The 25198-nt window shown below is 63.0% G+C and carries 27 protein-coding genes; 20 read left to right on the forward strand and 7 right to left on the reverse strand.

Going from position 1 to position 25198, the window contains the following annotated elements; genetic code table 11:
• Nucleotides 1-8: 8 nt before the first annotated feature.
• Nucleotides 9-791 carry a 3-hydroxybutyrate dehydrogenase gene (locus tag HAD_RS04780; RefSeq protein ID WP_277813272.1) on the reverse strand — a complete coding sequence of 261 codons (783 nt, stop codon included), beginning with the start codon at nucleotides 789-791 and terminating at the stop codon, nucleotides 9-11.
• Nucleotides 792-884: 93 nt separating this feature from the next.
• Here HAD_RS04780 and HAD_RS04785 point away from each other — a divergent pair, with 93 nt between their 5' ends.
• The 6 genes from HAD_RS04785 (at nucleotide 885) to HAD_RS04810 (ending at nucleotide 6804) form a co-directional block, all read left to right on the forward strand.
• A complete protein-coding gene (locus HAD_RS04785) occupies nucleotides 885-1316 on the forward strand; it encodes a DUF350 domain-containing protein (protein WP_035569720.1) in 432 nt (143 codons plus the stop codon).
• A 21-nt stretch (nucleotides 1317-1337) separates the two neighbouring features.
• Nucleotides 1338-2159: a S1 family peptidase gene (locus HAD_RS04790; protein WP_035569722.1), complete on the forward strand. Its 822-nt coding sequence runs from the start codon at nucleotides 1338-1340 to the stop codon at nucleotides 2157-2159.
• Nucleotides 2156-3055, forward strand: coding sequence for an orotidine-5'-phosphate decarboxylase (gene pyrF / locus HAD_RS04795; protein ID WP_035569724.1), 900 nt, complete (start codon nucleotides 2156-2158; stop codon nucleotides 3053-3055). Before HAD_RS04790 ends, pyrF begins: the two co-directional genes overlap by 4 nt.
• Nucleotides 3056-3187: 132 nt before the next feature.
• Nucleotides 3188-5338, forward strand: a complete 2151-nt coding sequence (locus HAD_RS04800; protein ID WP_035569726.1) for a PQQ-dependent dehydrogenase, methanol/ethanol family — start codon at nucleotides 3188-3190, stop codon at nucleotides 5336-5338.
• 68 nt (nucleotides 5339-5406) lie between these two features.
• A complete protein-coding gene (locus HAD_RS04805; RefSeq protein ID WP_156942155.1) occupies nucleotides 5407-5940 on the forward strand; it encodes a tellurite resistance TerB family protein in 534 nt (177 codons plus the stop codon).
• A 36-nt stretch (nucleotides 5941-5976) separates the two neighbouring features.
• A complete protein-coding gene (locus tag HAD_RS04810) occupies nucleotides 5977-6804 on the forward strand; it encodes a sulfotransferase domain-containing protein (protein ID WP_035569728.1) in 828 nt (275 codons plus the stop codon).
• Here HAD_RS04810 and HAD_RS04815 read toward each other — a convergent pair.
• Nucleotides 6788-7468 carry a glutathione S-transferase gene (locus HAD_RS04815; protein WP_035569729.1) on the reverse strand — a complete coding sequence of 227 codons (681 nt, stop codon included), beginning with the start codon at nucleotides 7466-7468 and terminating at the stop codon, nucleotides 6788-6790. The two genes, HAD_RS04810 and HAD_RS04815, sit on opposite strands and share 17 nt — an antisense overlap.
• A complete protein-coding gene (locus HAD_RS04820) occupies nucleotides 7465-7761 on the reverse strand; it encodes a YciI family protein (protein WP_035569730.1) in 297 nt (98 codons plus the stop codon). The genes HAD_RS04815 and HAD_RS04820 overlap by 4 nt, the downstream gene beginning before the upstream one ends.
• A gap of 134 nt (nucleotides 7762-7895) precedes the next feature.
• Between HAD_RS04820 and HAD_RS04825 the strand changes: the two genes are divergently transcribed.
• Nucleotides 7896-8495: a TetR/AcrR family transcriptional regulator gene (locus HAD_RS04825; RefSeq protein ID WP_035571641.1), complete on the forward strand. Its 600-nt coding sequence runs from the start codon at nucleotides 7896-7898 to the stop codon at nucleotides 8493-8495.
• A gap of 261 nt (nucleotides 8496-8756) precedes the next feature.
• On the opposite strand, the gene tsaD is transcribed toward HAD_RS04825, so the two are convergent.
• Nucleotides 8757-9866: a tRNA (adenosine(37)-N6)-threonylcarbamoyltransferase complex transferase subunit TsaD gene (gene tsaD, locus HAD_RS04830; protein ID WP_035571648.1), complete on the reverse strand. Its 1110-nt coding sequence runs from the start codon at nucleotides 9864-9866 to the stop codon at nucleotides 8757-8759.
• A gap of 201 nt (nucleotides 9867-10067) precedes the next feature.
• Between tsaD and HAD_RS04835 the strand changes: the two genes are divergently transcribed.
• Entirely contained in the window at nucleotides 10068-11756 is a 1689-nt protein-coding gene (locus tag HAD_RS04835) for a serine hydrolase domain-containing protein (RefSeq protein WP_035569731.1), read from the forward strand.
• Here the strand turns inward: HAD_RS04835 and HAD_RS04840 are convergent.
• A complete protein-coding gene (locus HAD_RS04840) occupies nucleotides 11753-12592 on the reverse strand; it encodes a class I SAM-dependent methyltransferase (protein ID WP_035569732.1) in 840 nt (279 codons plus the stop codon). The genes HAD_RS04835 and HAD_RS04840 overlap by 4 nt on opposite strands.
• Before the next feature lie 73 nt (nucleotides 12593-12665).
• On the opposite strand from HAD_RS04840, the gene HAD_RS04845 reads away from it, so the two are divergent.
• A complete protein-coding gene (locus HAD_RS04845) occupies nucleotides 12666-13091 on the forward strand; it encodes a helix-turn-helix domain-containing protein (RefSeq protein ID WP_035569733.1) in 426 nt (141 codons plus the stop codon).
• Nucleotides 13092-13110: 19 nt separating this feature from the next.
• On the opposite strand, the gene lepA is transcribed toward HAD_RS04845, so the two are convergent.
• The gene (gene lepA / locus HAD_RS04850; RefSeq protein WP_035569734.1) at nucleotides 13111-14916 is read right to left on the reverse strand and encodes a translation elongation factor 4; all 1806 of its coding nucleotides are present in this window, start codon (nucleotides 14914-14916) and stop codon (nucleotides 13111-13113) included.
• A gap of 215 nt (nucleotides 14917-15131) precedes the next feature.
• On the opposite strand from lepA, the gene HAD_RS04855 reads away from it, so the two are divergent.
• The 5 genes from HAD_RS04855 to HAD_RS04875 all read left to right on the forward strand — a co-directional run bounded on the left by HAD_RS04855 (nucleotide 15132) and on the right by HAD_RS04875 (nucleotide 19854).
• Entirely contained in the window at nucleotides 15132-16052 is a 921-nt protein-coding gene (locus HAD_RS04855) for a hypothetical protein (protein ID WP_035569735.1), read from the forward strand.
• A 15-nt stretch (nucleotides 16053-16067) separates the two neighbouring features.
• Nucleotides 16068-16844 carry a hypothetical protein gene (locus HAD_RS04860; RefSeq protein ID WP_035569736.1) on the forward strand — a complete coding sequence of 259 codons (777 nt, stop codon included), beginning with the start codon at nucleotides 16068-16070 and terminating at the stop codon, nucleotides 16842-16844.
• Nucleotides 16845-16980: 136 nt separating this feature from the next.
• Nucleotides 16981-18084 (forward strand): aromatic ring-hydroxylating oxygenase subunit alpha, encoded by a 1104-nt coding sequence (locus HAD_RS04865; RefSeq protein ID WP_035569737.1) that lies wholly within the window; start codon nucleotides 16981-16983, stop codon nucleotides 18082-18084.
• A 25-nt stretch (nucleotides 18085-18109) separates the two neighbouring features.
• Nucleotides 18110-19384 (forward strand): SDR family oxidoreductase, encoded by a 1275-nt coding sequence (locus HAD_RS04870; RefSeq protein WP_035569738.1) that lies wholly within the window; start codon nucleotides 18110-18112, stop codon nucleotides 19382-19384.
• On the forward strand, nucleotides 19384-19854 hold the full coding sequence (locus tag HAD_RS04875) for a DUF2269 family protein (protein WP_035569739.1): 471 nt from the start codon (nucleotides 19384-19386) through the stop codon (nucleotides 19852-19854). The genes HAD_RS04870 and HAD_RS04875 overlap by 1 nt, the downstream gene beginning before the upstream one ends.
• Nucleotides 19855-19857: 3 nt before the next feature.
• Here the strand turns inward: HAD_RS04875 and HAD_RS04880 are convergent, their stop codons facing one another.
• Nucleotides 19858-20715, reverse strand: a complete 858-nt coding sequence (locus tag HAD_RS04880) for a hypothetical protein (protein ID WP_035569740.1) — start codon at nucleotides 20713-20715, stop codon at nucleotides 19858-19860.
• A 171-nt stretch (nucleotides 20716-20886) separates the two neighbouring features.
• Between HAD_RS04880 and HAD_RS04885 the strand changes: the two genes are divergently transcribed.
• The 6 genes from HAD_RS04885 to HAD_RS04910 all read left to right on the forward strand — a co-directional run bounded on the left by HAD_RS04885 (nucleotide 20887) and on the right by HAD_RS04910 (nucleotide 24858).
• A complete protein-coding gene (locus HAD_RS04885; RefSeq protein ID WP_035569741.1) occupies nucleotides 20887-21378 on the forward strand; it encodes a hypothetical protein in 492 nt (163 codons plus the stop codon).
• Nucleotides 21379-21450: 72 nt separating this feature from the next.
• The gene (ruvC, locus tag HAD_RS04890; RefSeq protein WP_035569742.1) at nucleotides 21451-21954 is read left to right on the forward strand and encodes a crossover junction endodeoxyribonuclease RuvC; all 504 of its coding nucleotides are present in this window, start codon (nucleotides 21451-21453) and stop codon (nucleotides 21952-21954) included.
• The gene (gene ruvA / locus HAD_RS04895) at nucleotides 21951-22571 is read left to right on the forward strand and encodes a Holliday junction branch migration protein RuvA (RefSeq protein WP_156942156.1); all 621 of its coding nucleotides are present in this window, start codon (nucleotides 21951-21953) and stop codon (nucleotides 22569-22571) included. The genes ruvC and ruvA overlap by 4 nt, the downstream gene beginning before the upstream one ends.
• Nucleotides 22568-23608, forward strand: a complete 1041-nt coding sequence (gene ruvB / locus HAD_RS04900) for a Holliday junction branch migration DNA helicase RuvB (RefSeq protein ID WP_035569743.1) — start codon at nucleotides 22568-22570, stop codon at nucleotides 23606-23608. The genes ruvA and ruvB overlap by 4 nt, the downstream gene beginning before the upstream one ends.
• 21 nt (nucleotides 23609-23629) lie before the next feature.
• Nucleotides 23630-24073, forward strand: coding sequence for a nucleoside deaminase (locus HAD_RS04905; protein WP_035569744.1), 444 nt, complete (start codon nucleotides 23630-23632; stop codon nucleotides 24071-24073).
• A 95-nt stretch (nucleotides 24074-24168) separates the two neighbouring features.
• The gene (locus HAD_RS04910) at nucleotides 24169-24858 is read left to right on the forward strand and encodes a hypothetical protein (protein WP_051595928.1); all 690 of its coding nucleotides are present in this window, start codon (nucleotides 24169-24171) and stop codon (nucleotides 24856-24858) included.
• Nucleotides 24859-25198 lie beyond the last annotated feature (340 nt).

The following is a 25198-nucleotide window of genomic DNA, read 5'->3' on the forward strand; positions in this document are numbered from 1 at the left end:
GCAGGGGCCTATTGGGCTGTCCAGCCACCATCGATCGGGAGCAGGGCGCCATTGATCTGGTCCGCCGCGGGCGAGCACAGGAATGCCGCCATGTCGCCGATCTGCTCGGCCGTGACGAATTCCTTGGTCGGCTGGGCCGCAAGGATCACGTTTTTCACGACCTCGTCCTCGCTGATACCGCGGGCCTTGGCCGTATCGGTGATCTGAGCGTCCACCAGCGGGGTGTGGACATAGCCGGGGCAGATCGCATTGCAGCGGACGCCATGGGTTGCGCCTTCAAGGGCGACCGTTTTGGTCAGGCCGGCAATTCCGTGCTTGGCCGCGACGTAGGCCGCCTTGTAGGGCGAGGCAACGAGTGCATGGGCCGAAGCGGTCTGGATGATACGGCCCCAGCCCTTTTCCTTCATGCCGGGCAGGCCCAGGCGGATCGTATGGAATGCGGCGGACAGGTTCAGCGCGATGATCAGGTTCCACTTGTCGACCGGGAAGTCCTCGACCGGTGACACGTGCTGCATGCCGGCATTGTTGACCAGAATATCGGCGCCGCCGAACTCACTCTGCACATAGGACATCATGTTCTCGATGGCAGGCACACGGGTGAGGTCTGCGCTCGAATAGCCGACCATGACGGAGTGTTCCGCCGCCAGGGACCGTTTGAGCGCATCGATCTCTCCGGAATCTCCAAAGCCATTGAGCACAATGTTGCAGCCCTCAGCCGCCAGCCGGGTCGCGATGGCCTTGCCAATCCCGCTCGTGGAGCCGGTGATAAGGGCTGTTTTACCTTTCAGCATGATGGTCTCCTTGAGCGGCGGTTGCGCCATGCTAGGAATAGGGCCGGTCTCCGGCCGGGTCACCACAATAATCACACAGGATTATCAGGAATCATGGGCGGAGAAATGGGTGCTTTTGTCGAGGCGTTTCCGAGATTTCTGATCTGGACGGCCAGCGCTGGCGTCATGCTGGTCGTTTCGAGCACAATTTATGTTCTGCTGACGCCCTGGAAGGAGTTTGCGGAGGTCAAGCGCGGGAACACCGCGGCGGGCCTGGCTCTGGGCGGGGCGATTGCAGGCCTGGCCCTGCCGATGTCGTCGGCGCTCGCCTCCAGCATCACCCTGATCGATTTTGCCATCTGGGGCGTGGTTGCGCTATTGTTGCAGCTGATCGTCTACCGGCTGGTAGATCTTCTGCTCGGCGGAATGCCGCGGAGGATCGAACAGGATGAATTGGGTGCGGCGGCCGTTCTTGTGTCCGCAAAACTCGCATCTGCCCTCATTCTTGCCGCAGGATTGTGGGATCCTGCGTTGCAGAGATTCTGATCTGAGGAGCATACAAGGCCCGTGCGTAAGTTCGATTGGCTGCTTTATGTGACGGCGCTCGGGTTGGTCGTCTTCGTCCTGTTTGCGCAGGGCGATCATGCCGACGCCCCGGAAGCGCCGCCAACTGTGCTGGAAGCGGATGGCCCGACCTTGCCGCCGCCCTCTCCGTTCGATGAGCAGATCCTGATCCAGGTGGATGCCCCGAAAGACGGGATCGGAACGGCCTTCGCGGTCAACCGGAAAGGCCAGTGGATTACCGCCCGGCACGTGGTCGATGGCTGCGATTCCGTCGGCCTGCTCGTCGCGCCCGGCCAGTATGTTCCGGTGGAGTCAGTGACTCTCGACCCGGAACATGACCTCGCCCTGATTTCCACGGGTCGCAGTCCCAATCCGGTCGAGCTGGACCTTGCGACGCCGCTGCGGATCGGTCTGGAAGGGTATCATGTCGGCTATCCGCAAGGCAGGCCGGGCGAAGTCGCGACGCGGCTGATGTCCCGGTCCAACATGATCACGCGCGGCCGGCGCGAGAGTTCAGAGCCGATCCTTGCCTGGGCCGAGTTCGGTCGCACGCGGGGGCTGACTGGTACGCTGGGCGGAATTTCAGGCGGTCCGGTCTTTGACGCGGCAGGCCGTGTCCGCGGTGTGATTGTTGCGGAAAGTCCGCGCCGCGGGCGCATCTACACAACGTCCCCCACGTCGGTCGAAGCGTTCCTGACCCGCCTGAATGTCAGCCCGGAAGACGGGCCTGCAGAGGCCTTTGACGAAGAGACCTATGGGCCGCGATCCGACAATGCCCGGCGTCTGTTGCAAGTGGTAAAGGTTGCCTGCAAGGTAAAACCATGAGCGATTTTGCCACCCGACTGATCGCCGGTGCCCGCCGGCTCGGCCCGTTGTGTGTCGGGATCGATCCGCATCCCGGAAAAATCCCGGACCTTTTCGGCGGCGACACGCCGGATGGGCTGGCAGCATGGGGCGAAGCTGTTGTTGCAGCGGCGGCCGACCGCGTCACCGTTGTGAAACCGCAGGTCGGACTGTTCGAGCGTCATGGCCCGGACGGCATGCGGGCGCTGCAGCGTGTCTGCAAGGCGTCGAAAGAGGCCGGTCTTCTGGTGATTACGGACGCAAAGCGTGGTGATATCGGTTCAACGGCCAAGGGATATGCGCTCGCCTATCTTTCCCCGACTGCTCCGTTCCCGTCGGATGCGGTGACAGTGAATCCCTATATGGGGCTCGATACGCTGGAGCCGTTTCTCGAACAGGCTGAAGCGAACGGGAAGGGCGTTGTCGTCCTCGCCCGCACGTCCAATCCCGGCTCGTCGGATTTCCAGGCCCGCGATCTGGAAGGCGCACCGCTCTATGCCCGTGTGGTCGAAGCGCTCGCGCCAGCGATAGAGCGGTTGAAGGGTGCGGAAGGCTGGTCCAGCCTGATGCTTGTCGCCGGGGCGACAGGGCCGGATGAAGCGCGCCATTTGCGCCAGCTCGCCGAGAATGCGTTGTTCCTCGTGCCGGGTTATGGCGCGCAGGGCGGCGGGGCGGCGGATGCGCTGGCCGGTTTCAAGCGTGCGGGCAACCGGCTTGAAGGCGGCGTGGTGAATGCCTCGCGCTCGGTTACGTTCCCGGATGGAGCGGATTCCGCGGCAACCCGGACGGAATGGACTGCAATCGTCGAGGCCGCGATAGACGAAGCTCAGGCGGACCTGTCGAAGCATGCCGGCAGTACATCTGCCATTCTGGCCTGATCCCGGCCTGATATCGGGCCAGCCTCTCTCCTTGGGTCACGCCTCGACAAACCCCCATGAAAGACTAGCATTGCGATTACAAAAGCGGCGGTAAGACCGCTTATGCATAATGTCGACGGGAGGAAAACCGACATGGCCGCTTGGAGTCGTATTTTTCTGGCAGGATCTGCGCTGGCATTGCTGGCCGCATGTGGTCCGAAGGAAACAGCCCCTGTACCGGAAGAAAAAGGATTTGCGGCGGTTGATACCGCGCGAATTGAAACGGCATCGGCCGGCGCCGAATGGCTGACCTATGGCGGCACTTATGATGAGCAGCGCCATTCGAAGCTGGATGCAGTCAACAAGGACAATGTCGACCAGCTGGGCGTTGCCTGGACGTTTGACCTTGCCACCAACCGGGGCGTTGAGGCGACGCCGATCGTGGTTGACGGTGTGATGTACGTCACGTCGGCCTGGACCGTCGTGTATGCCCTGGATGCAAAGACTGGCGCCCTTCTCTGGGAACACGATCCGGATGTGGATCGCTCGGTGGGCGTCAATGCCTGCTGCGATGTCGTGAACCGCGGGGTCGCGGTCTATGACGGCAAGATCTATGTCGGCGTGATCGACGGCCGCCTGCAGGCGCTGGATGCGAAAACAGGCGACCTTGTCTGGGAAACGGTGACGGTCGACCAGTCCAAGCCTTACACCATCACCGGCGCGCCGCGTGTGGTGAACGGCAAGGTCCTGATCGGGAATGGCGGCGCCGAACTGGGGGTCCGCGGGTACATCTCAGCCTATGACGCGGAGACCGGGGACAAGATCTGGCGCTTCTACACCGTGCCAAACCCGCAGAAACAGCCGGATGGCGAAGCCTCCGATGCGGCCTTCGAAACGATCGGCAATGTCACCTGGGGCGATGAAGGTGCCTGGGTGACCGATGGCGGCGGCGGCACGGTCTGGGATTCCATCGTCTATGATGACGTGAACGACCAGATCATCTTCGGTGTCGGCAATGGGTCGCCATGGAACCGGACGTTCCGTGACCCGTCGGGCGGGGACAATCTGTTCCTGTCTTCCATCGTCGCGGTCGATGTGAATACCGGTGAGTACAAGTGGCACTTCCAGACGACGCCTGGCGACAATTGGGATTATACTGCCACGCAGACGATTATCCTGGCTGACCTGCCGCTCGGACCGGACGGGGCCAGCCGCCGCGTTGCCATGCAGGCACCCAAGAACGGCTTCTTCTATGTGATCGATGCCGCGACGGGTGAGTTCATTTCCGGCGATGCGTTCGGACCGTTGAACTGGGCAACCGGCCTCGACGAGAATGGTCGCCCGATCGAAGTTGCTGCGGCCCGCTATGGCAAGGAACCGTACCAGCAGCTGCCGGGGCCGCTTGGGGCGCACAATTGGCAACCGATGGCTTACAATCCGGACCTCGCGCTGGCCTACATTCCGGCTCAGGAAATCCCGCAGGCCTATGCAGAAGATCCGCTTTTCTATTCCAAGGACACGGCCTGGAATACGGGGGCAGATTTCTCGGCTGGCGTGCCGCCGATTGCGACGCCGGAAGTGGCGAAGTTCCTTCGCTCGACTCTGAAGGGACGTCTCATTGCCTGGGATCCCGTGGCCCGCGCGCCGCGCTGGACCGTGGAGCATGAGAACGCCTGGAATGGCGGCGTGCTGTCGACTGCAGGGGGCCTCGTCTTCCAGGGCAAGCTGAACGGCCAGTTCGTTGCCTATGATGCGGCCACCGGCGAGAAGCTGTGGGACTACAATGTGAAGTCCGGCGCCGGCGCCGGACCCGGCACCTACATGATCGATGGCGAACAGTATGTGACCATCGCCACGGGTTGGGGCAGTGCATTCGCGCTCTCTGCCGGGTTTGCCTATGACGACACGGTACCGTCGACAGTTGGCAAGGTGGTGACGTTCAAGCTCGGCGGAACCGGTGAAATTGCCGATGCGGACCTGCCGCCAATCGACCGCACACCCAAGGCCGAACCGTTCGGAACAGATGCTCAGCTGGCGGAAGGCGTTGTGGACTATGCCCGCAACTGCGCGGTCTGCCACGGCCCGCTGGCCGTCAGTTCCGGCGTGCTGCCGGACCTGCGCTGGTCGGTCGTTTCCGCAGACCCGGAAGCCTGGAAAGGCGTCGTGCTGGAAGGGCACCGTGCGGCAAACGGCATGGTCTCGTTCTCGGAGTATCTGGACGAAGATGATGTTGAGGCGATCCGGGCCTATGTGCTGGCCCAGGCCCATGCGGCGGCGCCGACTGAAGACGACGGAGCGGAGTAACACTCCATTGCCTTCCGACGAAACCTGTAGCGCGGCCCGATGGGCCGCGTTACTGTTTTCGGATGCAAGTGCTCCTGCTCCTGTTTGGTATTCTGGTGGCGATCGGTGTGTGGTCGTGGCGGCTCCGCATGGCGCGGGAAGGCCTGCGCGAGGCTGGCAAACTGGCGCAGGCGGCGATCAACATGCCGCGCAAGCTGGCGTTCCGGTACAGGTCAGGGAAGGGGGGGCTGAGTCTGATCGAAGACCCGCGTGAAGCGGCGGCCATCATGATGATGGAAGTTGCCCGCGCGCGCGGCGGGCCGCTGACGGAGAACCAGACGGCTGCGATCGACCGCGAGATCATGCACCATTTCGAATTCGGCCAGGAGGAAGCCGACGCCCTGACGGCGCATGCAGCCTGGGCGACGAATTCAGCGCCCCCGCCCGCAGAAACCATGCGCAAGCTGAGCCAGCTGATCGTGTCATCTTCCGTGCTCGGCCCAAAGGAAATCGTCGACCTGGATGCGATGCTGGTGTCTGTGTCCGAAGCTGAAGGTCTGCCGACGCGTGACCAGTTGGCGCTACTCCAAGTCTATCGCGACAAGGCGGGCTTGAAGACCTGAGTTGCGCCGGTCGTGATCTGGCCCTAGGCCAGTGGCATGACAGCGACGACTCTCCCATCGGCCTACCGGGCCAAAGTGCTCAACGAGACCTGGACCAATTTCTCGGTGCTGCGCCACGGCGCGTTTGACGGTGTGCTGGTCACGTCGAAGAATTCCGGAACACACTGGCTGAAATACATGCTGGCTGTCGCCCTGGCTGATACGCATGGAATAGAGCGGCCTGAATATTTCTCCGAAAATGCCGTCCGGCCGTATATCGGCTGGCCGAAGGATGCGCCGGTCTTCCCGCAATTGCCGCGGCTTGCTTTCAGTCACACCATTCCGCATCGCCTGGCGGATTGGGGCTGGGCCCGCGGCATGGCCAAGCTGCCGCCTTATGTGCTTGCCGTGCGCCACCCCATGTCGATCCTCGCCAGCCACCATGCGAAATGGGAATACGACATCAAGGTCGACTGGCTGACCTATCTTGAAGGCGACCCTGCCGGATCGAAATACCGCTGTGATCTCTACTGGCTCGCCCGCTTCTGGAACCGCTGGGGGGACGTCCTGGCCCGTCATGGCGAGTCGATTCAGGTGGTTCACTACGAGGATACGCTGAAGAATCCGCGCCAGATTCTGGAAGCGGTAGACCGGCATTGGGGGCTGAACCTGACCGCAGACTCCATTGATGCAGCGCTCAAGGCCGGGACCAAGGAAGCCATGGCCGAAAAGGTCGACCCGGAGGCCGAGCCGAACGTCCTGCAGAACCGCAAGACCAGCCTGTCTGACCTTTTCTCTGGCGATGCGCTCGAGATTTACCAGCGGAAGACCGGCGAACTCTTCCGCCATGATCTGGGTTACGACCTGCTTAGTCTTCCTGTTTGAGATAGCCGCTGGACCGCCCGTCCGGTCCATACTTGATCCACCAGGGTTCGGCCTTTGCCTGTTCTTCCAGTTTCAGGAAGTCGGGGTCTGACAGGACGGCGGACGAATAATCTGCTGCCGCGCCGCTGAGGGGCAGTCCGTATGTCCGAAACCGTGTGACGACCGGCAGGTAGAAGGCATCTGCCGCGCTCCATTTGCCAAACAGGAAGGGCCCGTTCCGGCCGAACTCGCCGCGCAGTCCGCTCCACAATTCCTGAATGCGGTCGATATCGGCGGCGAGCTTGTCTGTCATTTCCGGCGGCAATTCGCGGCCCCGGATGTCCATGGGGCATTTGCCGCGCAGTTCCGGAAAGCCGGCATGCATCTCGCTGGCTGCGGCGCGGGCAGCGGCGCGCGCGGTTGGGTCTTCCGGCCAGACGTCGCCGGGCGGGGCCCATTCGGCGATCCATTCCGTAATGGCGAGGCTTTCCCAGATCGTCTGGTCATCCCAGATCAGCAGGGGCACCTTTGCCGTGGGGCTGATATCCTTCAGCCGGGCCGTCGTTTCCGGAAAATCCAGCGGAATGACCATCTCTTCCACCGGCAGGCCAACCTTGCGGGCCACCATGAGCGGACGGATCGACCAGCTGGAATAGTTCAGATTGCCAAGAACAAGGCGCTTCATGCCGGCTTGCCCTCGCCCATGGCCCAACGCGTTTCATTGATATGGACGTGCCCGAAAACGCCTTCTTTAACATACGGGTCTTGTGCATGGATTGCCTTCGCAGCGGCCAGGTCCGCCGCTTCCAGCAGGAATACCGATCCGACCATGTTGCCGTCGGCATCAAGAAGGGGACCGACCATGCGGACGCAGGGGCCGAGGTCTTTGGCCCAGGCCAGATGGTCTGGCCGGGCTTTGGCGCGCGCCTCGGCGCCCCCATCGGCTTTATCCAGGCAGTGCAGGCAGAAAAGGGGCATCGATCAACTCCATCCAGCGTTCCGGAGCACGCTATCGCACAGCCGATCCCGCCTGCCTATGGTTGCCGCGACAGATTCTCTGCCGCCTGAATGAATCATTGATCCTTCAGTATTTCCCGGTATGGTCCGGCTCCATGAACGATACCACTGATACCCGCCAGCAGATCCTGGATGCCGCGAACGAGCGGATCCTGCATTATGGTTACGCGAAGACGACGATGTCGGAGATTGCCAAGGACTGCGGCATGTCCGCCGGCAACATCTATCGCTTCTTCGCGTCGAAACTGGATATCGCTGAAGCTCTGGCCCGCAAGTTCAATGGCGAGATGTATCAGGCCTACGCATCCATTGCCCGGGAGAAGAAGCCGGCCCCGGACCGTCTGCGGGAATTCTTCGATTACGGGATGGTCAGCACCTATCAGGCGATCGAAGCCAAGGCGAAGATTCTGGAAGTGGCAGAGGTCCTGTCGGATGAGCGCCCTTTGTATATGAACGAACAGATGGCGCAGGAGCGTGTCTACCTGGTGCAAATCCTGGAAGATGGCATCCGGGATGGCGTTTTCCGCCCTCTGGACCGGCTCGATGAAACAGCGGAGTTCATGCAGGCCGCGCTGATGAAATTCCGGTTTCCCCAGCTGTTTTCCCATCTCACCCTGCCGAAACTGAAACGGGAGCTGAAAGGTGTCCTGGATCTGGTTCTGGCCGGATTGTCGAAGGATGCGAGCGTCCCGTGAGTGGGCAAAATACTGAACTCTGAATAATTTTAAAATCGTTCATTGATTTCTGTTCACGGCTTCGCTATATGGAGTTTGTGGACGGCGCAGCCTGCCGTTCCCGGACAAGGAACAGAGACAATGACCCTTTCAAAAACTGAATCCCGCCAATCGTTGGTTGCCCTGATGGCAGCCCTGCCGTTCACGGTCGGCCTTCTCGCCGTCATGGTGTCGTTCGCAGAATACGTTGTGTAAGGCGTTGCGCCTTTACATGCAGACCCTTCAGGCCTTGGCGCCCCGGCGCCCCGTCGAATAGGCCGGATCGGACTTCGCCGCCGCTTCATCGAGCGGCCAGCGCGGTCTCGCCCCGGCGCCAAGGTCACCTGCCTCGTTTTCGAGGCCGCCTGCCAGCCGTTCCGCCCCGGCCAGGGCAATCATCGCGGCATTATCGGTGCAGTGCCGCATGGGCGGCGCAATCAGCACCGCGCCAGAATTTTCCGCCACTTTCTCCAGACCGCTGCGGATCGCTTCGTTCGAGGCGACGCCGCCCGCCACGACAAACCGCTTTCCTGCACCATCGCCCGGATCGAAGTTTTCGATCGCCCGGTGCGCCTTTTCCGACAACACGTCCACAATCGCCGCCTGAAAACTGGCGCAGATATTGGCCATGCGCGTTTCGGTCAGGTCTTCTGCCTCGGCGGCGCGCGCGACAGCCGTCTTCAGCCCGGCGAAGCTCATGTCGAGCCCTGGCCGGTTCAGCAGCGGCCGCGGGAAATGGATGGCTTTCGGATCGCCCGCCGCACCGATGCGCTCAACGGCAGGGCCGCCCGGAAACCCTAGGCCCAGCAGTTTCGCGGTCTTGTCGAAGGCTTCGCCGGCGGCGTCATCGATAGTTGAGCCCAGCCGGCGGTAATCGCCGAGGCCGCGCACTTCCAGGAATTGGCAATGTCCGCCTGACACCAGCAACAGAAGGTAGGGGAAGGGGCAGTCATGGGTCAGCCGGGGGCTGAGCGCGTGTCCTTCCAGATGGTTCACCGCCAGGAACGGTTTGCCCGCCGCCTGAGCGATGGCCTTGCCTGTCATCATCCCGACCAGCACACCGCCGATCAGGCCCGGTCCGGACGTTGCCGCCACGGCGTCGAGGTCTGAATAGGCCAGTCCGGAGTCGGCCATGGCCGCTGCGACGGTCTGGTCGGCGAGTTCAGCGTGCGCCCGTGCGGCGATCTCAGGCACAACGCCAAGATAGGGTGCATGCTCTTCCAGCTGGGTGTGCACCTTTTCAGACAGGATCTGCACCTCCCCATCCGGAGAAAGACGGACCACGGCTGCGGCGGTCTCATCGCAGCTGGTTTCGATGCCAAGAAGGGTCAGCGGACGTGCCATGCCGGGCATATAGCGCCGGTTTCCATCCCGCCCAAGCGGCGATGTCGGCAGGGGAAGGCGGCTCGATGCAGAAATCACGGCTTTGGATCCTGTCCGGTCCGGCGTGTGAGCGAAATACATGCGGCGCGGTGGCCGGACGCAGGGTCGCCCCTTTAACCCGGCAGCGAACCAGATAAGCTTTTCCGTAGAAGACGCTGGAAAGGGCGGTGCATGGATATAGATCGCAGGGCGTTTATTGGTGCAGCCGCGCTTTCGACCAGCTACCTGGCTGCCTGCCAGAAGGCGGCGCCCGCGCCTGAGGACGCGCCACTCCCGCAGACTTCCACCGTGCCCGACGATCAGGTGACCGGGCCGCTGCGGGACTATATCGAGCAGCACCGGGCCGCATGGGGCCTGCCGGGCATGACCGTCGCCCTCGTCACGCGCGACGGGTACGAGGCGGTGATCACGGCGGGCTTTGCCGATATCGAACAAAATGTCCCGGTTGGCCCCGATCATCTCTTCCAGATCGGGTCGATCTCGAAAATGTTCACCGCACTTGCCGCCTGGTCGCTGATTGATGAGGGGCGGCTCTCTCCGGATGCAAACGTGCTGGAGGCGCTCGACGGGCTGGAGATCCGGGATGGAGACGATATTCACCTTCAGCACTTGCTGGATCATACGTCGGGCTTGCCGGGCGATTCCACCTTGTTTCCGGAAGGCGGTCTGTGGACCGGCTATACGCCGGGCACGAACTGGTCCTATTCGAATTGCGGCTACCGGTTGGCCGGAAAAATCGTGGCGCATGCGGATGGACGGCTTTTCCCGGATGTCGTTCAGGCGCGCGTGCTCGACAGGATTGGCATGAAGGCCAGCGTCGCGGCCTTGCACGTGGCGGACCGGCCTCGCTATGCGCAGGGGTATGAGCCGGCGCTGACCGATCGGTTGAACTCTGTTCCGGCCCGCATGAGCCCCGCGCCATGGGTGGACAGTGACAGTGCGGCGGGCAACATCGCCTGCACGCCGGGCGACATGGTGAAATTCCTGCGTTTCATGCTGGGCGTCGCCGACGGAAAGGGCGGGCCGGTTTTTTCGGATGAGGCGGCAAAGCGTTTCCTGGCAGACCCGGTCGATGGCTGGGGCGCGGGATCAAGATACGGGAACGGGGTGGCCCGCGTCGAAATTGGCGGGCGGACCTACCTGCACCATACCGGCGGCATGATTTCCTTCTGCTCGTCCCTCGATATCGATCCTGAAGCGGGCGTTGCCGCGTTTGCCTCGTGCAATGTCCACTATTCGCTGAACTACCGGCCCAGGGGGATCACCGTGCAAGCCTGTGAGCTGATGCGCGCCATGCAGGCGGGAACCCCGGCACCCGAACCGAAACCCCCGCGCGAGGCCCTGGACACGCCGGAACAATATGCCGGCCAGTTCACCGCTGCCGATGGTGACCGGTTTGTTATTGCGGCCTCCGGGGGAGAGATCCGCCTGCGGAAGAACGGTCGTGACAGCGCCCTCTATCCGGCCGCCGAACGCCTGTTCGCCACGGCTGATCCCGATCATGCCATCACCGGCATTGTGATCGAGTCCGAAAATGGCGGCGCTGTGCGCGCCTGGTGCGGGGACGTGGAATACCTCGTTGACCCCGCGGCCGGATACAAGCCGCCGGCACCGGAGCCGCTGCGCAAGCTGGCCGGCCGGTACGACAATGACAACCGCTGGGCCGGGCCGCTCTATGTCTATGCCCGGGATGGCAAGCTGTTCCTCGGCAACATCGTGGAACTCGTTCAGGCTGACAAAGGTCATTGGCGCACGACCGATGCTTCGTCGCCGGAACGGATCCATTTCGATGGCGTCATCAACGGCGTGCCGCAGAGACTGCTCTTCTCTGGCATTCCCTATATCCGGCGGTTCAGCTAGGCGGTCGCGCGAGTCAGCCAGCAGGCGGCGGTAAACTGAATGTCCGGCCCGGAGATGTATTCGCTGAAACCCTCACGGATGGCTGACATCACCCGTTCGCGCAGGGCATCGTCGGACTTCGCCAGCAGGTGGCCGACCGGGCCCATCAGGCTGAGATAGGTGTCGAGCGCCGACGCCGGGAACGTGCACATCATATCAACGGGTTCGCTGGAAACACCGGTCCAGCCAGCTTCGTCGAGAATGCTGTGCACATGACCCTGGTCGGCGAACGCAAACTGGCCAGGCCCGCCGCCGCGCTTTGGCAGATCGGGCAGGAGCGGGGCGGCCGCGCGCTCGGCGACGGTCATGAAGGGATTCTCCGAAATAGCCCGCCAGGAAATCATGGCGAGGGCAGCGCCCGGCTTCGCTGCGCGGCGAAGGTTTGCGAAGGCGCCGACGGGATCGGAAAAGAACATCACGCCGAAGCGGGAGACGATCAGGTCGAAGCTCGCGGCTGGAAAGTCATGCGTCTGGGCATCTCCTGCGAGGAAGCGGGCGGGGGAGTCTTCCTGATCCGCAAGCTTCTGCGCGTGTTCGATCATCGGGGCGGACAGGTCAAAGCCAAGCGCTGTGCCTTCCGGGGCGATGCGTCCGGCAATGGCGCGCGTGGTGGCGCCTGTGCCGCAGCCGACATCCAGTACGGAGCGGGCGCCAGCCTCTGCCGCCATATCCGCCAGCAGCGTCTCGAAGCCGCGAAAGGCCTCGTCGAGTAAAGCCTGCGCGGTGATCCAGCTGCGCGCGCCGGGGCCGTTCCACAGCTCGGCCATTTCGGGATTTGCCGTATGCGTTTCGCTCATCTTCGGTTCCTTAAATTTGCTTTTCCTATCCGATGTGCGCACTCTGCCACTTCAAGCAGACTTGAGGTCAAGTATGAAAGATCCGGATATTTCAGACGTGGCGAAACAGTCCGGCGTGCCGGCCTCGACGCTGCGGTACTATGAGGAAAAGGGACTAATCGCGCCCAGTGGCCGCCGCGGCCTGCGGCGCACCTTCGATCCGGACGTATTCGAGAAGCTTGGCCTGATTGCGCTGGGCCGCGCGTCCGGCTTCACGCTGGACGAGATTGCCGTGATGATGTCAACGGACGGCCCCCGCATCGACCGGAGCCGGCTTGTTGAAAAGGCTGACGAACTGGACGAGAAAATCCGCCAGCTGACCGTCATGCGCGATGGCCTGCGCCACGCATCGGCCTGCAACGCGCCCAGCCATATGGAATGCCCAAGCTTCCGGCGCATCCTGCGGGCCGCGATGACGGGACGGATTGCCCCGCCAGGAAATGCGGTGCCGGGGAAGTAGGGGGGCAGGGAGGAGGGGGTTAGTCCCCGTCCATCCGTAGCGCTGCGACGAACGCCTCCTGCGGGATTTCCACCTTGCCGAACTGGCGCATGCGCTTCTTGCCGGCTGCCTGCTTGTCGAGCAGTTTGCGTTTCCGGCTGGCGTCGCCGCCATAGCATTTTGCCGTTACGTCTTTCCTCAGCGCACTGAGCGTTTCGCGCGCGATCACCTTGCCGCCGATGGCGGCCTGAATCGGGATCTTGAACATCTGGCGCGGGATCAGGTCTTTCAGCCGCTCGCACATCTGGCGTCCGCGGCTTTCGGCCCGGTCACGGTGCACCAGCATGGCGAGGGCATCGACCGGCTCGTCATTGACGAGGATCTGCAGCTTCACGAGGTTCTCGGCGCGGTGGCCGACAATCTCGTAATCGAAGCTGGCATAGCCGCGGCTGATGGATTTCAGGCGGTCATAGAAGTCGAACACGACTTCGTTCAGCGGCAATTCGTATTTCACCAGCGCCCGCCCGCCGACATAGGACAGTTCAGTCTGGATGCCGCGCCGGTCCTGGCAGAGTTTCAGGATGGCGCCGAGATATTCGTCCGGCGTGTAGATCGTTGCATTGATCCAGGGCTCGCGGATTTCCTTGATCTTGGTCACTTCCGGCATGTCTGCGGGATTGTGCAGCTCAATCTCGGTGCCGTCTGTCATCGTCATCTCATAGACAACGGACGGGGCCGTCGCGATCAGGTCGAGATCGAACTCGCGGCTGAGACGTTCCTGGATGATTTCGAGGTGCAGCAGGCCAAGGAAACCACAGCGGAACCCCATGCCGAGCGCGGCGGAGGTTTCCATCTCCCAGGTGAAGGAGGCATCGTTCAGGCGCAGCTTGCCCATCGCAGCGCGCAGATCGTCGAAGTCCCCCGCATCCATCGGGAACAGGCCGCAGAAGACGACTGGCTGGACTTCTTTATAGCCCGGCAATGCCTTTTCCGCGGGGCGGCGTTCTTCCGTGATCGTGTCACCGACGGCCGTGTCGCCGACTTCCTTGATCGAGGCGACGAAATAGCCGACCTCTCCGGGGCCGAGCGACTCGACTTCGGTGAGTTTCGGATTGAACGTGCCGACCTTGTCGATCTCATACGTGCCGCCCGTCCGCATCATGCGGATCCTCTGCTTGGCCTTCAGCACGCCGTCATGGATGCGCACGATAACGACCACGCCGAGATAGGGGTCGTAATAGGCATCGACCAGCGCGGCCTTGAGCGGGGCATCCGCATCGCCGGAGTCCGGCGGCGGCAGGCGGGTGACGATGGCTTCCAGCACATCGCTGATGCCGAGGCCCGTCTTGGCGGAGGTCTCGATCGCGTCAGAGGCGTCGAGGCCGATAATGTCTTCGATCTGGTCCTTCACGCGCTGCACGTCGGCGGCCGGCAGGTCCACCTTGTTGAGCACGGGGACGATTTCGAGGTCCTGGTCGATGGCCTGGTAGACGTTGGCCAGCGTCTGGGCTTCCACGCCCTGCGAGGCATCGACCACGAGCAGCGCGCCTTCACAGGCGGCAAGGCACCGGGAGACTTCATAGGAGAAGTCGACGTGTCCGGGCGTGTCCATGAGGTTCAGGACGTATTCTTCGCCGTCATTCGCCTTGTAGCTCAGGCGCACGGTCTGGGCCTTGATGGTGATGCCGCGCTCTTTCTCGATGTCCATCGAGTCGAGCACCTGTTCCTTCATCTCGCGGACGGTCAGGCCGCCGCAGGTTTGAATCAGGCGGTCCGCCAGCGTCGACTTGCCGTGGTCGATATGGGCGATGATGGAAAAATTCCGGATTTTGTCGCGAGGTGTCATTCGCGCGATATAGCCGGGCCTGTGCGGGGCGGAAAGAGGTCTTTGACCGGACACAGCATGGCACGGGCGGATCTGCCTTTGGTGTTGCCTGTCTTCGGTGGGTTTGTCTGTTCCTGAGCGCCCTGCTGGCCGGATGCGTGATTTCTTCTTGCCCGGCGCGCATTCCGGCCACATTATTGTGGTTAACGGGGCGTAAAGATGGAGAATCTGCGCCCATGAGCAATGATGCCTTTGGCCAAAAAAAGGATGCGTTTGCCGTCGTCCAACCCAAGGCCCCGGAATCCCCGCGCGAATCCCTTCGCGATTCCCAGTCACAATCAGAAGATCCGCCTGCGCTTCAGGCCGAACACCTGCCGGATCAATCCTCACAGGATACGGGCGATCCCCTGAAAGAGGATCATGACCGCCGGGTCGGCGTCATCCGCACCCGTTTTGCCAGCCGGCTGGAGGCGTCGAATGCCCGGGTCAGCCGGGCGCAGTCGACCTGGGACGAGATCCATGGCGAGGTGAATCGCCAGCCACGCTATTCGGGCCCCTGGTTCTACATGCCCTTCATGGCCTTGCTGGCGATTGCCGAAGTGCCGATCAACCGGCTCAGCTTCGAGCTGTTCTTCCGGGAAAGCCCGGCGATCGCACTGGTCGTCTCCCTTCTGGTCGGCGGCGTGCTGGTTGTGCTGTCGCACCGGCTCGGCCTCGCTCTCGGACGGTTCGAATATTTCTCGAAACAGCATGGTTGGGTGCGGGAGACCTTGCAGGTCGTGGTCGTCACGGTCCTGATCGGGGCGCTTTGCTACGGTTTGTCCGTTCTGCGGCAAGGCTTCCTTGCAGCAGCCGTTGCGCCCGAGCTTGGCTTTGCCGACGCGATGAATGGCGGTGGTGCGGGGGCTGCGCTGATGTCGCTGGAACCGGGATTGACCCTCGAAGGCTGGATCTTCCTGTTCATCAACCTGGCCGTTGTCCTGGTCGGGGTTTCGGCCTCCTATTTCTGCCATGACGCCCACCCGGACTTCCAGAAAGCGGACGTCGAGCGAAAACAGGCGGAAAAGGATCAGGCAAAATTGAAAGCGCATGTCGCCGACGCCGAGGCGGCCGAGCAGCGCCGGTATGCCAATCAGCTGCGCCGCCGGGCCAGCTGAGCGGGAGGGGCTGACATGACAAAAGGATGGGTGGCGGCAAGCTTCGCCGCGTCTCTGGTATCGCTGGCGGCCTGTTCCCCGGGAGAGGGCGCCGGAGGCACATTCGATTATTGCGATGTGGGGAAGGCGACGTCCCTGTTCCTGATCGACCGGACGACGCAGGCCGATGCGACGGACAAGTCGGTGATGATGGAAAGCCTCGCCACCGTGGTCGACGGCCTCGACAGCGGTGACCGGATCGTCGTGGCAACGATCGGTCCGCATTATACAAACACCGAGCGGCTGGTGAATGCCTGCAAACCGGGCTGCCCCGAGAACCAGGGCGCGGTCGATTACATGCTCGGCCAGTGCAGCGCCATGCAGGCGAAGGCCGACGAGCGGGTCTTCATGCAGCAGCTGGTCCGGGCGCTGGAGCCTGTCACCCGGCAGGCGGACGAAGCCCCGACCTCCGACATCGTGCGCACCATTGCCCAGTGGACGCATAATCCGCCGGGCGGGCGCAGCTATTCCACGGTCTATATCTTCTCCGACATGCTGGAGAACAGCCAGGTCCTGCCGTGGCGCGATTTCCGTTCGCAGCCGCCGGAGGACTCCATCGCGGCGGTGGAACAATACCAGCTGGTGCCGGACCTGCCGGGCGCCGAAGTGCGTATTGTCGGTTTCGGCCGCTCGCACGATCCCGGCCGCCCGCCGCTGGATCCGGACACAGACCTGCGGGTGCGGACCTTCTGGACCGACTATTTTGCTGAAGGCGGCGCGACAACCTCGTTCGAGGGCGCGATACGGGATTAGGGCGAAAAGCGCGGTCGCTTGACGGCATTTTCAGCCTGCCAATCCCATGATCAGCCCGGATCATGCCATGACCATGGCGGACCACCTACGTGCCTCACCGGGTTTCCGCTGAACCTCTGCCGGTGTAAGGGGGATTATGCCTGACACACAGCACCCCGCCCCGGCGAAGACCGGCATCACCGAAGACGGCTTCCTGACGGATTGCTGGTATCTCGCGGCGCCGTCGGCCGAGCTGAAGGCGGGCAAGCAGCAGCGCATCATGGTTTTGGGCGAGCCGGTCGTCGTTGGCCGCACGCCGGCGGGTGAGCCGTTTGCCCTGCGCGACATCTGTCCGCACCGGCTGGTGCCGCTGTCGGCTGGCCAGCAATTGGAGACCGATGGCGAGTGGGCGCTGCAATGCCCCTATCATGGCTGGCGGTTCGGGGCAGGGGATGGCGTCTGCAAGATGATGCCGAGCCTGACCGATGACAGCCCGTACGACCCTTCCAAGGTGAAAGTGCGCCGCTATCCGGTGCATGAGGCGAACGGGGCAGTGTATCTCTACGTGTCCCACAATCCGCGTTCCGAGGACGCGCTGGCCGTGCCGCCGCCGGATTTCGGGCCGCTGCCGGACAAGCCGAAATTCATCATCCATGACGTGTTCAACGCGCATATGGACGATGCCGTCGTCGGCCTGATGGACCCGGCCCATGTGCCCTTCGTACACAATCAATGGTGGTGGCGCCCGCCGTCTGCCGGCCTGAAGCTGAAAGAAAAGCCCTTCGTGCCGACAGAGCGCGGCTGGGCCATCGACCGGCATGCGCCGTCGTCGAACTCGAAACTCTACCGCTGGATTTTTGGCGGCGATGTGCAGACCGAGATCCGCTTCCAGCTGCCGGGCTTCCGGTGGGAGATCGTCTCCAATGACACGGCACGCCTGCTGACGCTGACCTGCCTGACGCCGGAAGCGCCGAAGAAAACGCGCATCACCCAGTTCACCTGGTGGACAGGTGCGCCACTCCTGAACCTCGCCATTCCGATTGCAAAACCGGCAGGCAAGAAGTTCCTCGATCAGGACGGCACGATGGTGAACCTGCAGAACGAAGGCATGGCGCACCAGAAGGCGATGCTCTGGATCGACGACATCGACGTGCAGGCCAAATGGTATCAGCGCCTGAAACGCGAATGGATCGAAGCGCGCACCGAAGAACGTGACTTCAAAAACCCGATCGAACCGCGCACACTCCGCTGGATGAGCTGACGCGCTCGCCGGGGGAGGGGACAAATTGAAAATCCTTGTCCTTGGCGGATATGGCCTGATCGGCCTCTCAATCACCAAAGCGCTGCTTGCCGCCGGGCATGATGTGTCCGGGCTTGGCCGGTCGGTTCGCAAGGGCGAAGCCGCGGTGCCGGATGTGACCTGGATCGGGCGGGACCTGTCCCACATGACAGAGGCAGAAGACTGGACCCATGTCCTGACGGGCATCGATGTGGTCGTGAATGCGGCGGGCGTGTTGCAGGACGGGATGAACGACCGGGTCATGGCCGTGCAGCGGGACGCGGTGCGAGCCCTGGCCGCCGCCTGCAAACCGGCCGGTGTCCGCCAGATTGTTCAAATCTCCGCGCCGGGCGTGTCTGAAAGTTCGGACACGGTGTTTTACCGCTCCAAGGCCGAAGGCGATGCGGCGGTGAAGGCGAGCGGCGTAAACTGGGTCATCTTCCGCCCCGGCCTCGTCCTGTCGCCTCAGGCCTATGGCGGCACCAGCCTGCTGCGCCAGCTGGCTGCCGTGCCACTGGTCCAGCCGGTCATGCTGGCGGATGCCGATATCCGCACCGTCTATGTGGAGGATGTTGCCGCCGCGGTCGTCCGCGCGGTCGAGGAGGGGCTCACCGGAATCGATGCAGACCTCCTGTCATCGGAGCCGACCCGGCTGGAAGACCTGATCCTCGCCATCCGGACCTGGTTCGGCTTCGCGCCGCCGAAGGCCGTGATCCGCACACCGCTGTTTCTTGGGGCGCTCACGGCGCGGCTGGGGGATCTCGCCGGCTGGCTCGGCTGGCGCCCGGCTTTGCGGACAACCTCCCTGAAAGTGCTGGGGAAGGGGGTGACCGGACATGCGCAGCAATGGCCGGTGCGAAATCTCCCTGACACGCTGTCGGCCTTGCCCTCCACCGTGCAGGAAAGGACTTACGCGCGCACGGCGCTGCTCTATCCCTTCCTGCTGTTGATCCTGTCCGCCTTCTGGATCGTGTCGGGTATCGTCGGCTGGGTTCAGCAGATACCAGCCATGGCGGTTTTCGGGCCGGATCTTCCGGCGCCGCTGGCCAAAGGCTTTGTCCTCGGCGGCGCGGCGGCGGACATCGCCATCGGTGTCGCGCTTCTCATCCGTCCGCTGACCCGCCTCGCGGCACTGGCAGCCGTATTCGTCAGCGTCGCTTATCTGGGGGGCAGCGCCATTCTGGCGCCGCATCTCTGGGCCGATCCGCTCGGGCCTATGGTGAAAGTGTTTCCGGCGATTGCTCTGTCGCTGACCATCTGGACCCTGACGGAGGCGCGTTGATGGAATGGATGCATTTCCTGCGCTGGGCGCATATTATCGGGGCAACCGTCCTGCTCGGCACCGGGGCGGGTATCGCCTTCTTCATGGTAATGGCACATCGCACACGGGACGCGCGGCTGATTGCGCACACGGCGTCCATCGTGGTGATCGCAGACTGGCTGTTCACGGCGACGGCGGTGGTCGCCCAGCCCGTCACCGGCACGCTGCTCGCCCTGGAAATGGGCTGGCCGCTCACCCAGGGCTGGATCGTCGCGGCGCTGGCGCTCTACGTCTTCACCGGCCTCTTCTGGCTGCCGGTTGTCTGGATACAGCACAAATTGCGCGATCTCGCCCGTGAAGCCGCAGAGGCGGATGCGCCCCTGCCGGAGCGCTATTTCCGCCTCTATCGAATCTGGTTCGCTTGCGGGTTCCCGGCCTTCTTTGCCGTGCTGGCCATTCTCTGGCTGATGGTCGCCCGTCCGGTCTTCTAGGGCTTAATCGCCGACAGTCAGGAAGACTTCAGACGCCGCCACGGTGAGCGCGGAGACATCCGCGTCCAGCATATCGGGGCGTGCGGCGGTCGGGTAAGCTTCTCCCAGCAGGGTAAGGGCCCCGCGAATGGCCTTGGCCGCGTCCGGGTTCTCAACTTCGATGGCTTCCTGCGACGCTTCAAACTGGTCCTTCGCCGCAGTGTAGAAACCGTAGCCGTCGAGATAGGGTTCGTAGAAGTCCGACTCCCCGGCGAGGCGGTACATCTTGGTGGACCGGTCGATCATGTCTGCGACAACACCCGTGGTAACGCTGGCCGGGCTGGACCCGTCATCCGGGGCGTGGCCAGCCGCCGCGCGCAGGGTGGCGATAATGGCGGCGGTGCGTGCGTTGATTTCCTCGACGCTTTCGCCGGCGAACACGGCGGCGGACGCTTCCAGGAACTGGTTGGTGAAATCGGATACGCCCCGCGCCTCGAAGACAGGTTCCATATCGAACAGGACTTCGGACACCGGATGCGCAAACATTTCACCGGCGGCCTGGGCTTCGCCGTCACGATAGGCATCCCGGGCAGCCAGGACGTGGGCTTCGGCGACCGTCAGGGCGATATTGTAGACGACCGGATCGGTCAGCGCCGCTTCGATGGCAACCCCGCCTTCGCCCTCGCCGGAGGAGGCGGCGGCGCCGTTCACTTCTTCCAGCTTCGCTTCGACATCTGCTTCGGTGGGCGCATCGGCGGCCGGCTGCTCGCTGGCCGTCGGCTGGTCCTTTGCGGCCGGTTCACCACACCCGGCCAGCGCCGTCGTTGTCATGAGGGCGGCGCCAAGGCCGAGATGCGTCCAGCGTTTGATCTTGATGTCCATGGCCGTGCGGGGTCCTTCCGGGTCCGGGAAATAGGTTTGCGTCCCTCCTGCCCGAAATGAGAAGCATTCGCAACAATTAATCCGGTGCAGCTGCAGTTGCCGTGGTCTCCGGCCCGGTTGACCCTGTTTTGCGAACCCGTTCAGATGCCCCGAAAGCAAAGGAGCCCGCTCATGCGCCATCCCGTCCGACTGTCACTCCTCACCGCGGTCCTTTCCGCTTGTGCATTCGGGGCGTCAGCCCAGTCCTGGGGCGCAACCGCCCACCCGGCGACATTCGAAAACGGGACGCGCTATTGCATGCTGTGGTTTGGTGAGACGGAGCCGCTGATGAACGTCACGGCGACAGGCGATGCCCAGACCTATCTGGTTGTTTCCAGTGTTTTCAACGATGTGCCGGCCGGTACGGATGTGACGTTTGGGTTCAAGGGCGGCATACGCATCGCCGTTTCGCCCCTGGATAAGCTCCGGCCGCAGGAATATCCGGGCTTTATCTCGGGCGATGTTTCGGAAGAGGCGCTTTCGGCGATCCTCGCCCGCATGGCGCTTGGCAGTTCCGATACTGCGCCGATGACCGTGATCGCGGGCGGGAAGACGCAGGATTTCCCACTGCTCAGTTCAGCCGGCGATGCCTCCAGCTTCCAGGCCTGCAAGGCAGAACTGTGAGCGCCTTGCCGGAGTGAACAAATAGGGAATACAGTAAATGCCTGTTAAGCAACTCCTCAGATATGTAGCGGGATGACTCATACGATTCGAATACTCGGCATCGACCCGGGCCTGCGTCATACCGGCTGGGGTGTGATTGAGCTGTCCGGCATGCGCCTGACGCATATTGCGCATGGCGTGATCTCGATCGACCCGAAACTGGAAATGGCCGAACGGCTCGGCGGTATCTTCGAAGCCGTGGGCGAGCTTGCCCGCTATCATCAGCCGACCGCTTCGGGGGTAGAGGAGACGCTGGTGAACGCGAACCCGCGCTCGGCCCTGAAGCTTGGTCAGGCGCGCGGCGCGGCCATGGCAGCGCTGGCCATGGGCGGCGTTCCGGTGGCGGAGTTTGCCCCCCGCAAGATCAAGCTGGCCGTGGTCGGCACCGGCACGGCGGACAAGGACCAGGTGATGTTCATGGTCAAGCGCCTGCTGCCCAAGGCGGCGGACCTGAAATCGGACTCGGCCGATGCGCTGGCCTGTGCCATTTGTGCGGCCCATCATTTGCCCACGGATCTGAAACGGGGCGCAGCATGATTATCGGCCGTCTGGTTGGCGAGGTCGCGGGCCTCGGTACGGATCATCTGCTCGTGGACGTGAATGGCGTCGGCTATGTCTGCATGGCGGGCACGCGCCTGCTGTCGCGCACGCATGCGGGCGAGAAGATCACTGTCCATGTCGAAACGCGGGTGACGGAAAATTCGATCACGCTGTTCGGCTTCGGCACGGACGAAGAGCGCGCCTGGTTTGTCCGCCTGCAGGATGTGCATGGCGTTGCCGGCAAGGCGGCGATGGCGATCCTCGATGCGATCACGCCGGCGGAGCTGATGGATGCGATTGCGCTCGGCGATGCCAAAGTGCTGGAGCGAGCCAAGGGCGTCGGCAAGAAACTGGCCGAACGGATCGTGCATGACCTCTCGGGCAAGCCACCGCCACTTGGGCGGTTCGGACAGTTTGAGGCGGCCAGCGCTGCCGGCATGGCGAGCGCGCCGGTTGCCGCCGCCACGGGCGCGCGGGGCGAGGCGATCTCTGCGCTGGTCAATCTCGGCTATTCCCAGTCCGATGCCGCCCGCGCGGTGGCCGGTGTTGCGAAAGCAGCCGGTGACGATGTTGGCGGGCTTGTCAAAGCGGCCCTGAAGGAACTCGCACGATGAGCCGCGAGGGTGAACTCTCAGACCCCAACGCACAGGGCGGCGATGCGCTGGACCGGGCGCTCCGTCCCCAGACGTTCGAGGATTATGTCGGCCAGCGCAAGGCAAAGGCGAACCTCAAAGTCTATGTCGAGGCGGCGCGCGGCCGGGCCGAGGCGCTGGACCATGTGCTGCTGTTCGGCCCGCCGGGGCTGGGCAAGACGACGCTGGCGCAGATCCTTGCCCGGGAAATGGGGGTCGGCTTCCGCGCGACATCCGGCCCTGTGATTGCCAAATCGGGCGATCTCGCCGCGATCCTGACCAATCTTGAACCGAACGATGTTCTGTTCATTGACGAGATCCACCGCCTGCCGCCGGTCGTGGAGGAAATTCTCTATCCTGCGATGGAGGATTATGCCCTCGACATCGTGATCGGCGAGGGGCCGTCGGCCCGCTCCGTGCGGCTGGATCTGGCACCGTTCACGCTGGTCGGTGCGACGACGCGCGCGGGCCTTCTGGCGACGCCGCTGCGCGACCGGTTCGGCATTCCGGTGCGGCTGGAATTCTATGAGCCGGAAGAACTTGGCCGCATCGTCATGGCCGCGGCGCGCAAGCTGAATGCGCAGATCACGGAGGAGGGCGCCGTCGAGATTGCCAGCCGGGCGCGGGGCACGCCGCGGATTGCGCTGCGCCTGCTGCGCCGGGTGCGCGACTTTGCCGAGGCCGAGGGCAATCCGATCAACCGGGACAGCGCGGCCAGCGCGTTGAAACGGCTGGAGATCGATGCTGACGGCCTTGATGCGCTGGACCGGCGCTATCTGCATGCGCTGGTCAAAACCTATGCGGGCGGGCCGGTGGGCGTGGAGACGCTGTCGGCGGCCCTGTCGGAGGCGCGCGATGCGGTGGAAGACGTGATCGAGCCCTATCTGATGCAGCGCGGCTATGTTGCCCGCACGCCGCGCGGGCGCGTTGCAGCGCCGCTGGCCTATGAACGTCTTGGCCTGCCGAACCCCGGCGGCCAGCAATCCGGCCAACAAACAGGATTGTTCGGAGAAAAATAAGACGCATAAGGAGAGACCCTGATGATGCGTTCGGATGCCGATTTCATGAGTGAGGCCTATACCGAGGCGCAGAAGGGGCTTGAAGAGGGCGGCCTGCCCATCGGTGCGATCCTCGTGCGCGACGGCGAGATCATCGGCCGCGGGCACAATCAGCGTGTCCAGAAGGCAGACCCCATCCTGCATGGCGAGATGGCCTGTATGCAGAATGCCGGGCGGCAGGCGAGCTATAAGGGTACGGTGATGTACACCACCTTGTCGCCCTGCATGATGTGCACCGGTACGATCATTCAGTTCGGCGTGCCCCGCGTGGTGATCGGGGAAAGCGTCAATTTCAAAGGCTATCAGGACGTGCTGGCGCTGGCAGGGACTGAGGTGAAAGACATGCACGATCCGGCCTGTATCGACATGATGGCGGACTTCATCCGGCATCATCCAAGCCTGTGGAACGAAGATATCGGCCATTAGACCGCTAGGTCTGCGCGACACAATTTCAACACTATTCGGGCGCGATGGTGAGGATTGCGGCATTTTTTGCTGCCTGATCCCGAAAAGGACTCTCCATGCTTCGCCAGACATTCACCGCCCGGACGTCGTTCCGGTCGGGAACAATTTCTTTGCTGTGCGCAGTGATGACGGTTTTCTTCCCCACGATCTCGGCCAGCGCGGAACTGAACGTTCCGGAAAACGCCTCCGCCAATTCCTACAACACGAGCTGGCGTTGCGATGACGGATTCCAGGAACAGGATGATGCCTGCGTGACCGTCGAAATTCCGGACAATGCCTATCTCAACAACCGGTCCTATGGCCGGGGCTGGGAATGCGTCTTTGGCTACAAGCGGGTCGATGAAGGCTGTGTCCTGATCGATCTGCCCGACAATGCCTATCTTGAGCCGTCTGGCGTCCGGTGGAGCTGCGAGCGGGGCTTCACCATCGACGATGGCAAATGCGCGCCGATCAATGTGCCCGAGAACGGCTACCTGAGCGACCTCAGTTATAATGATGGCTGGGCGTGTGACCGCGGTTACAAGGCCGACGGCGACACCTGCGCCCGGATCAATGTGCCGGAAAACGGCTATCTCAGCACGGCCCGGTCCGGCCCCGGCTGGAAATGCGATCGCGGCTATGTCGCGTCCGGCGACTCCTGCGTGGCGATCAACGTGCCGGACAATGCCCATCTCGGCTACATGGAAGAGAGCTGGGAATGCAACAAGCCGCATGTTCAGCGCGGCGATGTCTGCGTCCTGCCATAGCGGCCAGCACATTTGCCCGGCGTAGCCATGGCTGCCCGGCGATAAAATCTGAATTCTGAAAAGCGCCCGCCCAGGGCAGACCACGCCCAGACCCGGCCGGACCTATCCGGACCAGGCCATGACCTGTGGCGCGACCAGGCCGGACCATACCGGATTATGTCGGACCCTACAGGACCTCCGCAGACTACTGCCAACTGGCCCCGGCCGTGGGCCCGTTGGCATCTGTGCGGGGGGAATCTGGTAAGTAGAATAAATTTCCCCTTTTCGATTACTTTATAGCAACTAAAAAGCACTAGCCATTCTATCTCTGGGAGCAACTGGGCGAGGCCCCCAAAGCCGG

The sequence above is a fragment of the Hyphomonas adhaerens MHS-3 genome (genome assembly GCF_000685235.1).
GTDB classification, from domain to species: domain Bacteria; phylum Pseudomonadota; class Alphaproteobacteria; order Caulobacterales; family Hyphomonadaceae; genus Hyphomonas; species Hyphomonas adhaerens.

Bases quoted from the DNA above. Each gene is read 5' to 3' on its own strand.
- ruvC (WP_035569742.1), top strand. From the start codon at position 21,451: ATGACTCATACGATTCGAATACTCGGCATCGACCCGGGCCTGCGTCAT.
- HAD_RS04880 (WP_035569740.1), bottom strand. From the start codon at position 20,715: ATGGACATCAAGATCAAACGCTGGACGCATCTCGGCCTTGGCGCCGCC.
- lepA (WP_035569734.1), bottom strand. From the start codon at position 14,916: ATGACACCTCGCGACAAAATCCGGAATTTTTCCATCATCGCCCATATC.
- HAD_RS04845 (WP_035569733.1), top strand. From the start codon at position 12,666: ATGAAAGATCCGGATATTTCAGACGTGGCGAAACAGTCCGGCGTGCCG.
- HAD_RS04875 (WP_035569739.1), top strand. From the start codon at position 19,384: ATGGAATGGATGCATTTCCTGCGCTGGGCGCATATTATCGGGGCAACC.
- HAD_RS04905 (WP_035569744.1), top strand. From the start codon at position 23,630: ATGATGCGTTCGGATGCCGATTTCATGAGTGAGGCCTATACCGAGGCG.
- HAD_RS04910 (WP_051595928.1), top strand. From the start codon at position 24,169: ATGCTTCGCCAGACATTCACCGCCCGGACGTCGTTCCGGTCGGGAACA.
- HAD_RS04865 (WP_035569737.1), top strand. From the start codon at position 16,981: ATGCCTGACACACAGCACCCCGCCCCGGCGAAGACCGGCATCACCGAA.
- HAD_RS04785 (WP_035569720.1), top strand. From the start codon at position 885: ATGGGCGGAGAAATGGGTGCTTTTGTCGAGGCGTTTCCGAGATTTCTG.
- pyrF (WP_035569724.1), top strand. From the start codon at position 2,156: ATGAGCGATTTTGCCACCCGACTGATCGCCGGTGCCCGCCGGCTCGGC.
- HAD_RS04855 (WP_035569735.1), top strand. From the start codon at position 15,132: ATGAGCAATGATGCCTTTGGCCAAAAAAAGGATGCGTTTGCCGTCGTC.
- ruvA (WP_156942156.1), top strand. From the start codon at position 21,951: ATGATTATCGGCCGTCTGGTTGGCGAGGTCGCGGGCCTCGGTACGGAT.
- HAD_RS04780 (WP_277813272.1), bottom strand. From the start codon at position 791: ATGCTGAAAGGTAAAACAGCCCTTATCACCGGCTCCACGAGCGGGATT.
- HAD_RS04885 (WP_035569741.1), top strand. From the start codon at position 20,887: ATGCGCCATCCCGTCCGACTGTCACTCCTCACCGCGGTCCTTTCCGCT.
- HAD_RS04820 (WP_035569730.1), bottom strand. From the start codon at position 7,761: ATGCCCCTTTTCTGCCTGCACTGCCTGGATAAAGCCGATGGGGGCGCC.
- HAD_RS04825 (WP_035571641.1), top strand. From the start codon at position 7,896: ATGAACGATACCACTGATACCCGCCAGCAGATCCTGGATGCCGCGAAC.
- HAD_RS04860 (WP_035569736.1), top strand. From the start codon at position 16,068: ATGACAAAAGGATGGGTGGCGGCAAGCTTCGCCGCGTCTCTGGTATCG.
- HAD_RS04835 (WP_035569731.1), top strand. From the start codon at position 10,068: ATGGATATAGATCGCAGGGCGTTTATTGGTGCAGCCGCGCTTTCGACC.
- HAD_RS04800 (WP_035569726.1), top strand. From the start codon at position 3,188: ATGGCCGCTTGGAGTCGTATTTTTCTGGCAGGATCTGCGCTGGCATTG.
- tsaD (WP_035571648.1), bottom strand. From the start codon at position 9,866: ATGCCCGGCATGGCACGTCCGCTGACCCTTCTTGGCATCGAAACCAGC.
- HAD_RS04810 (WP_035569728.1), top strand. From the start codon at position 5,977: ATGACAGCGACGACTCTCCCATCGGCCTACCGGGCCAAAGTGCTCAAC.
- HAD_RS04815 (WP_035569729.1), bottom strand. From the start codon at position 7,468: ATGAAGCGCCTTGTTCTTGGCAATCTGAACTATTCCAGCTGGTCGATC.
- ruvB (WP_035569743.1), top strand. From the start codon at position 22,568: ATGAGCCGCGAGGGTGAACTCTCAGACCCCAACGCACAGGGCGGCGAT.
- HAD_RS04840 (WP_035569732.1), bottom strand. From the start codon at position 12,592: ATGAGCGAAACGCATACGGCAAATCCCGAAATGGCCGAGCTGTGGAAC.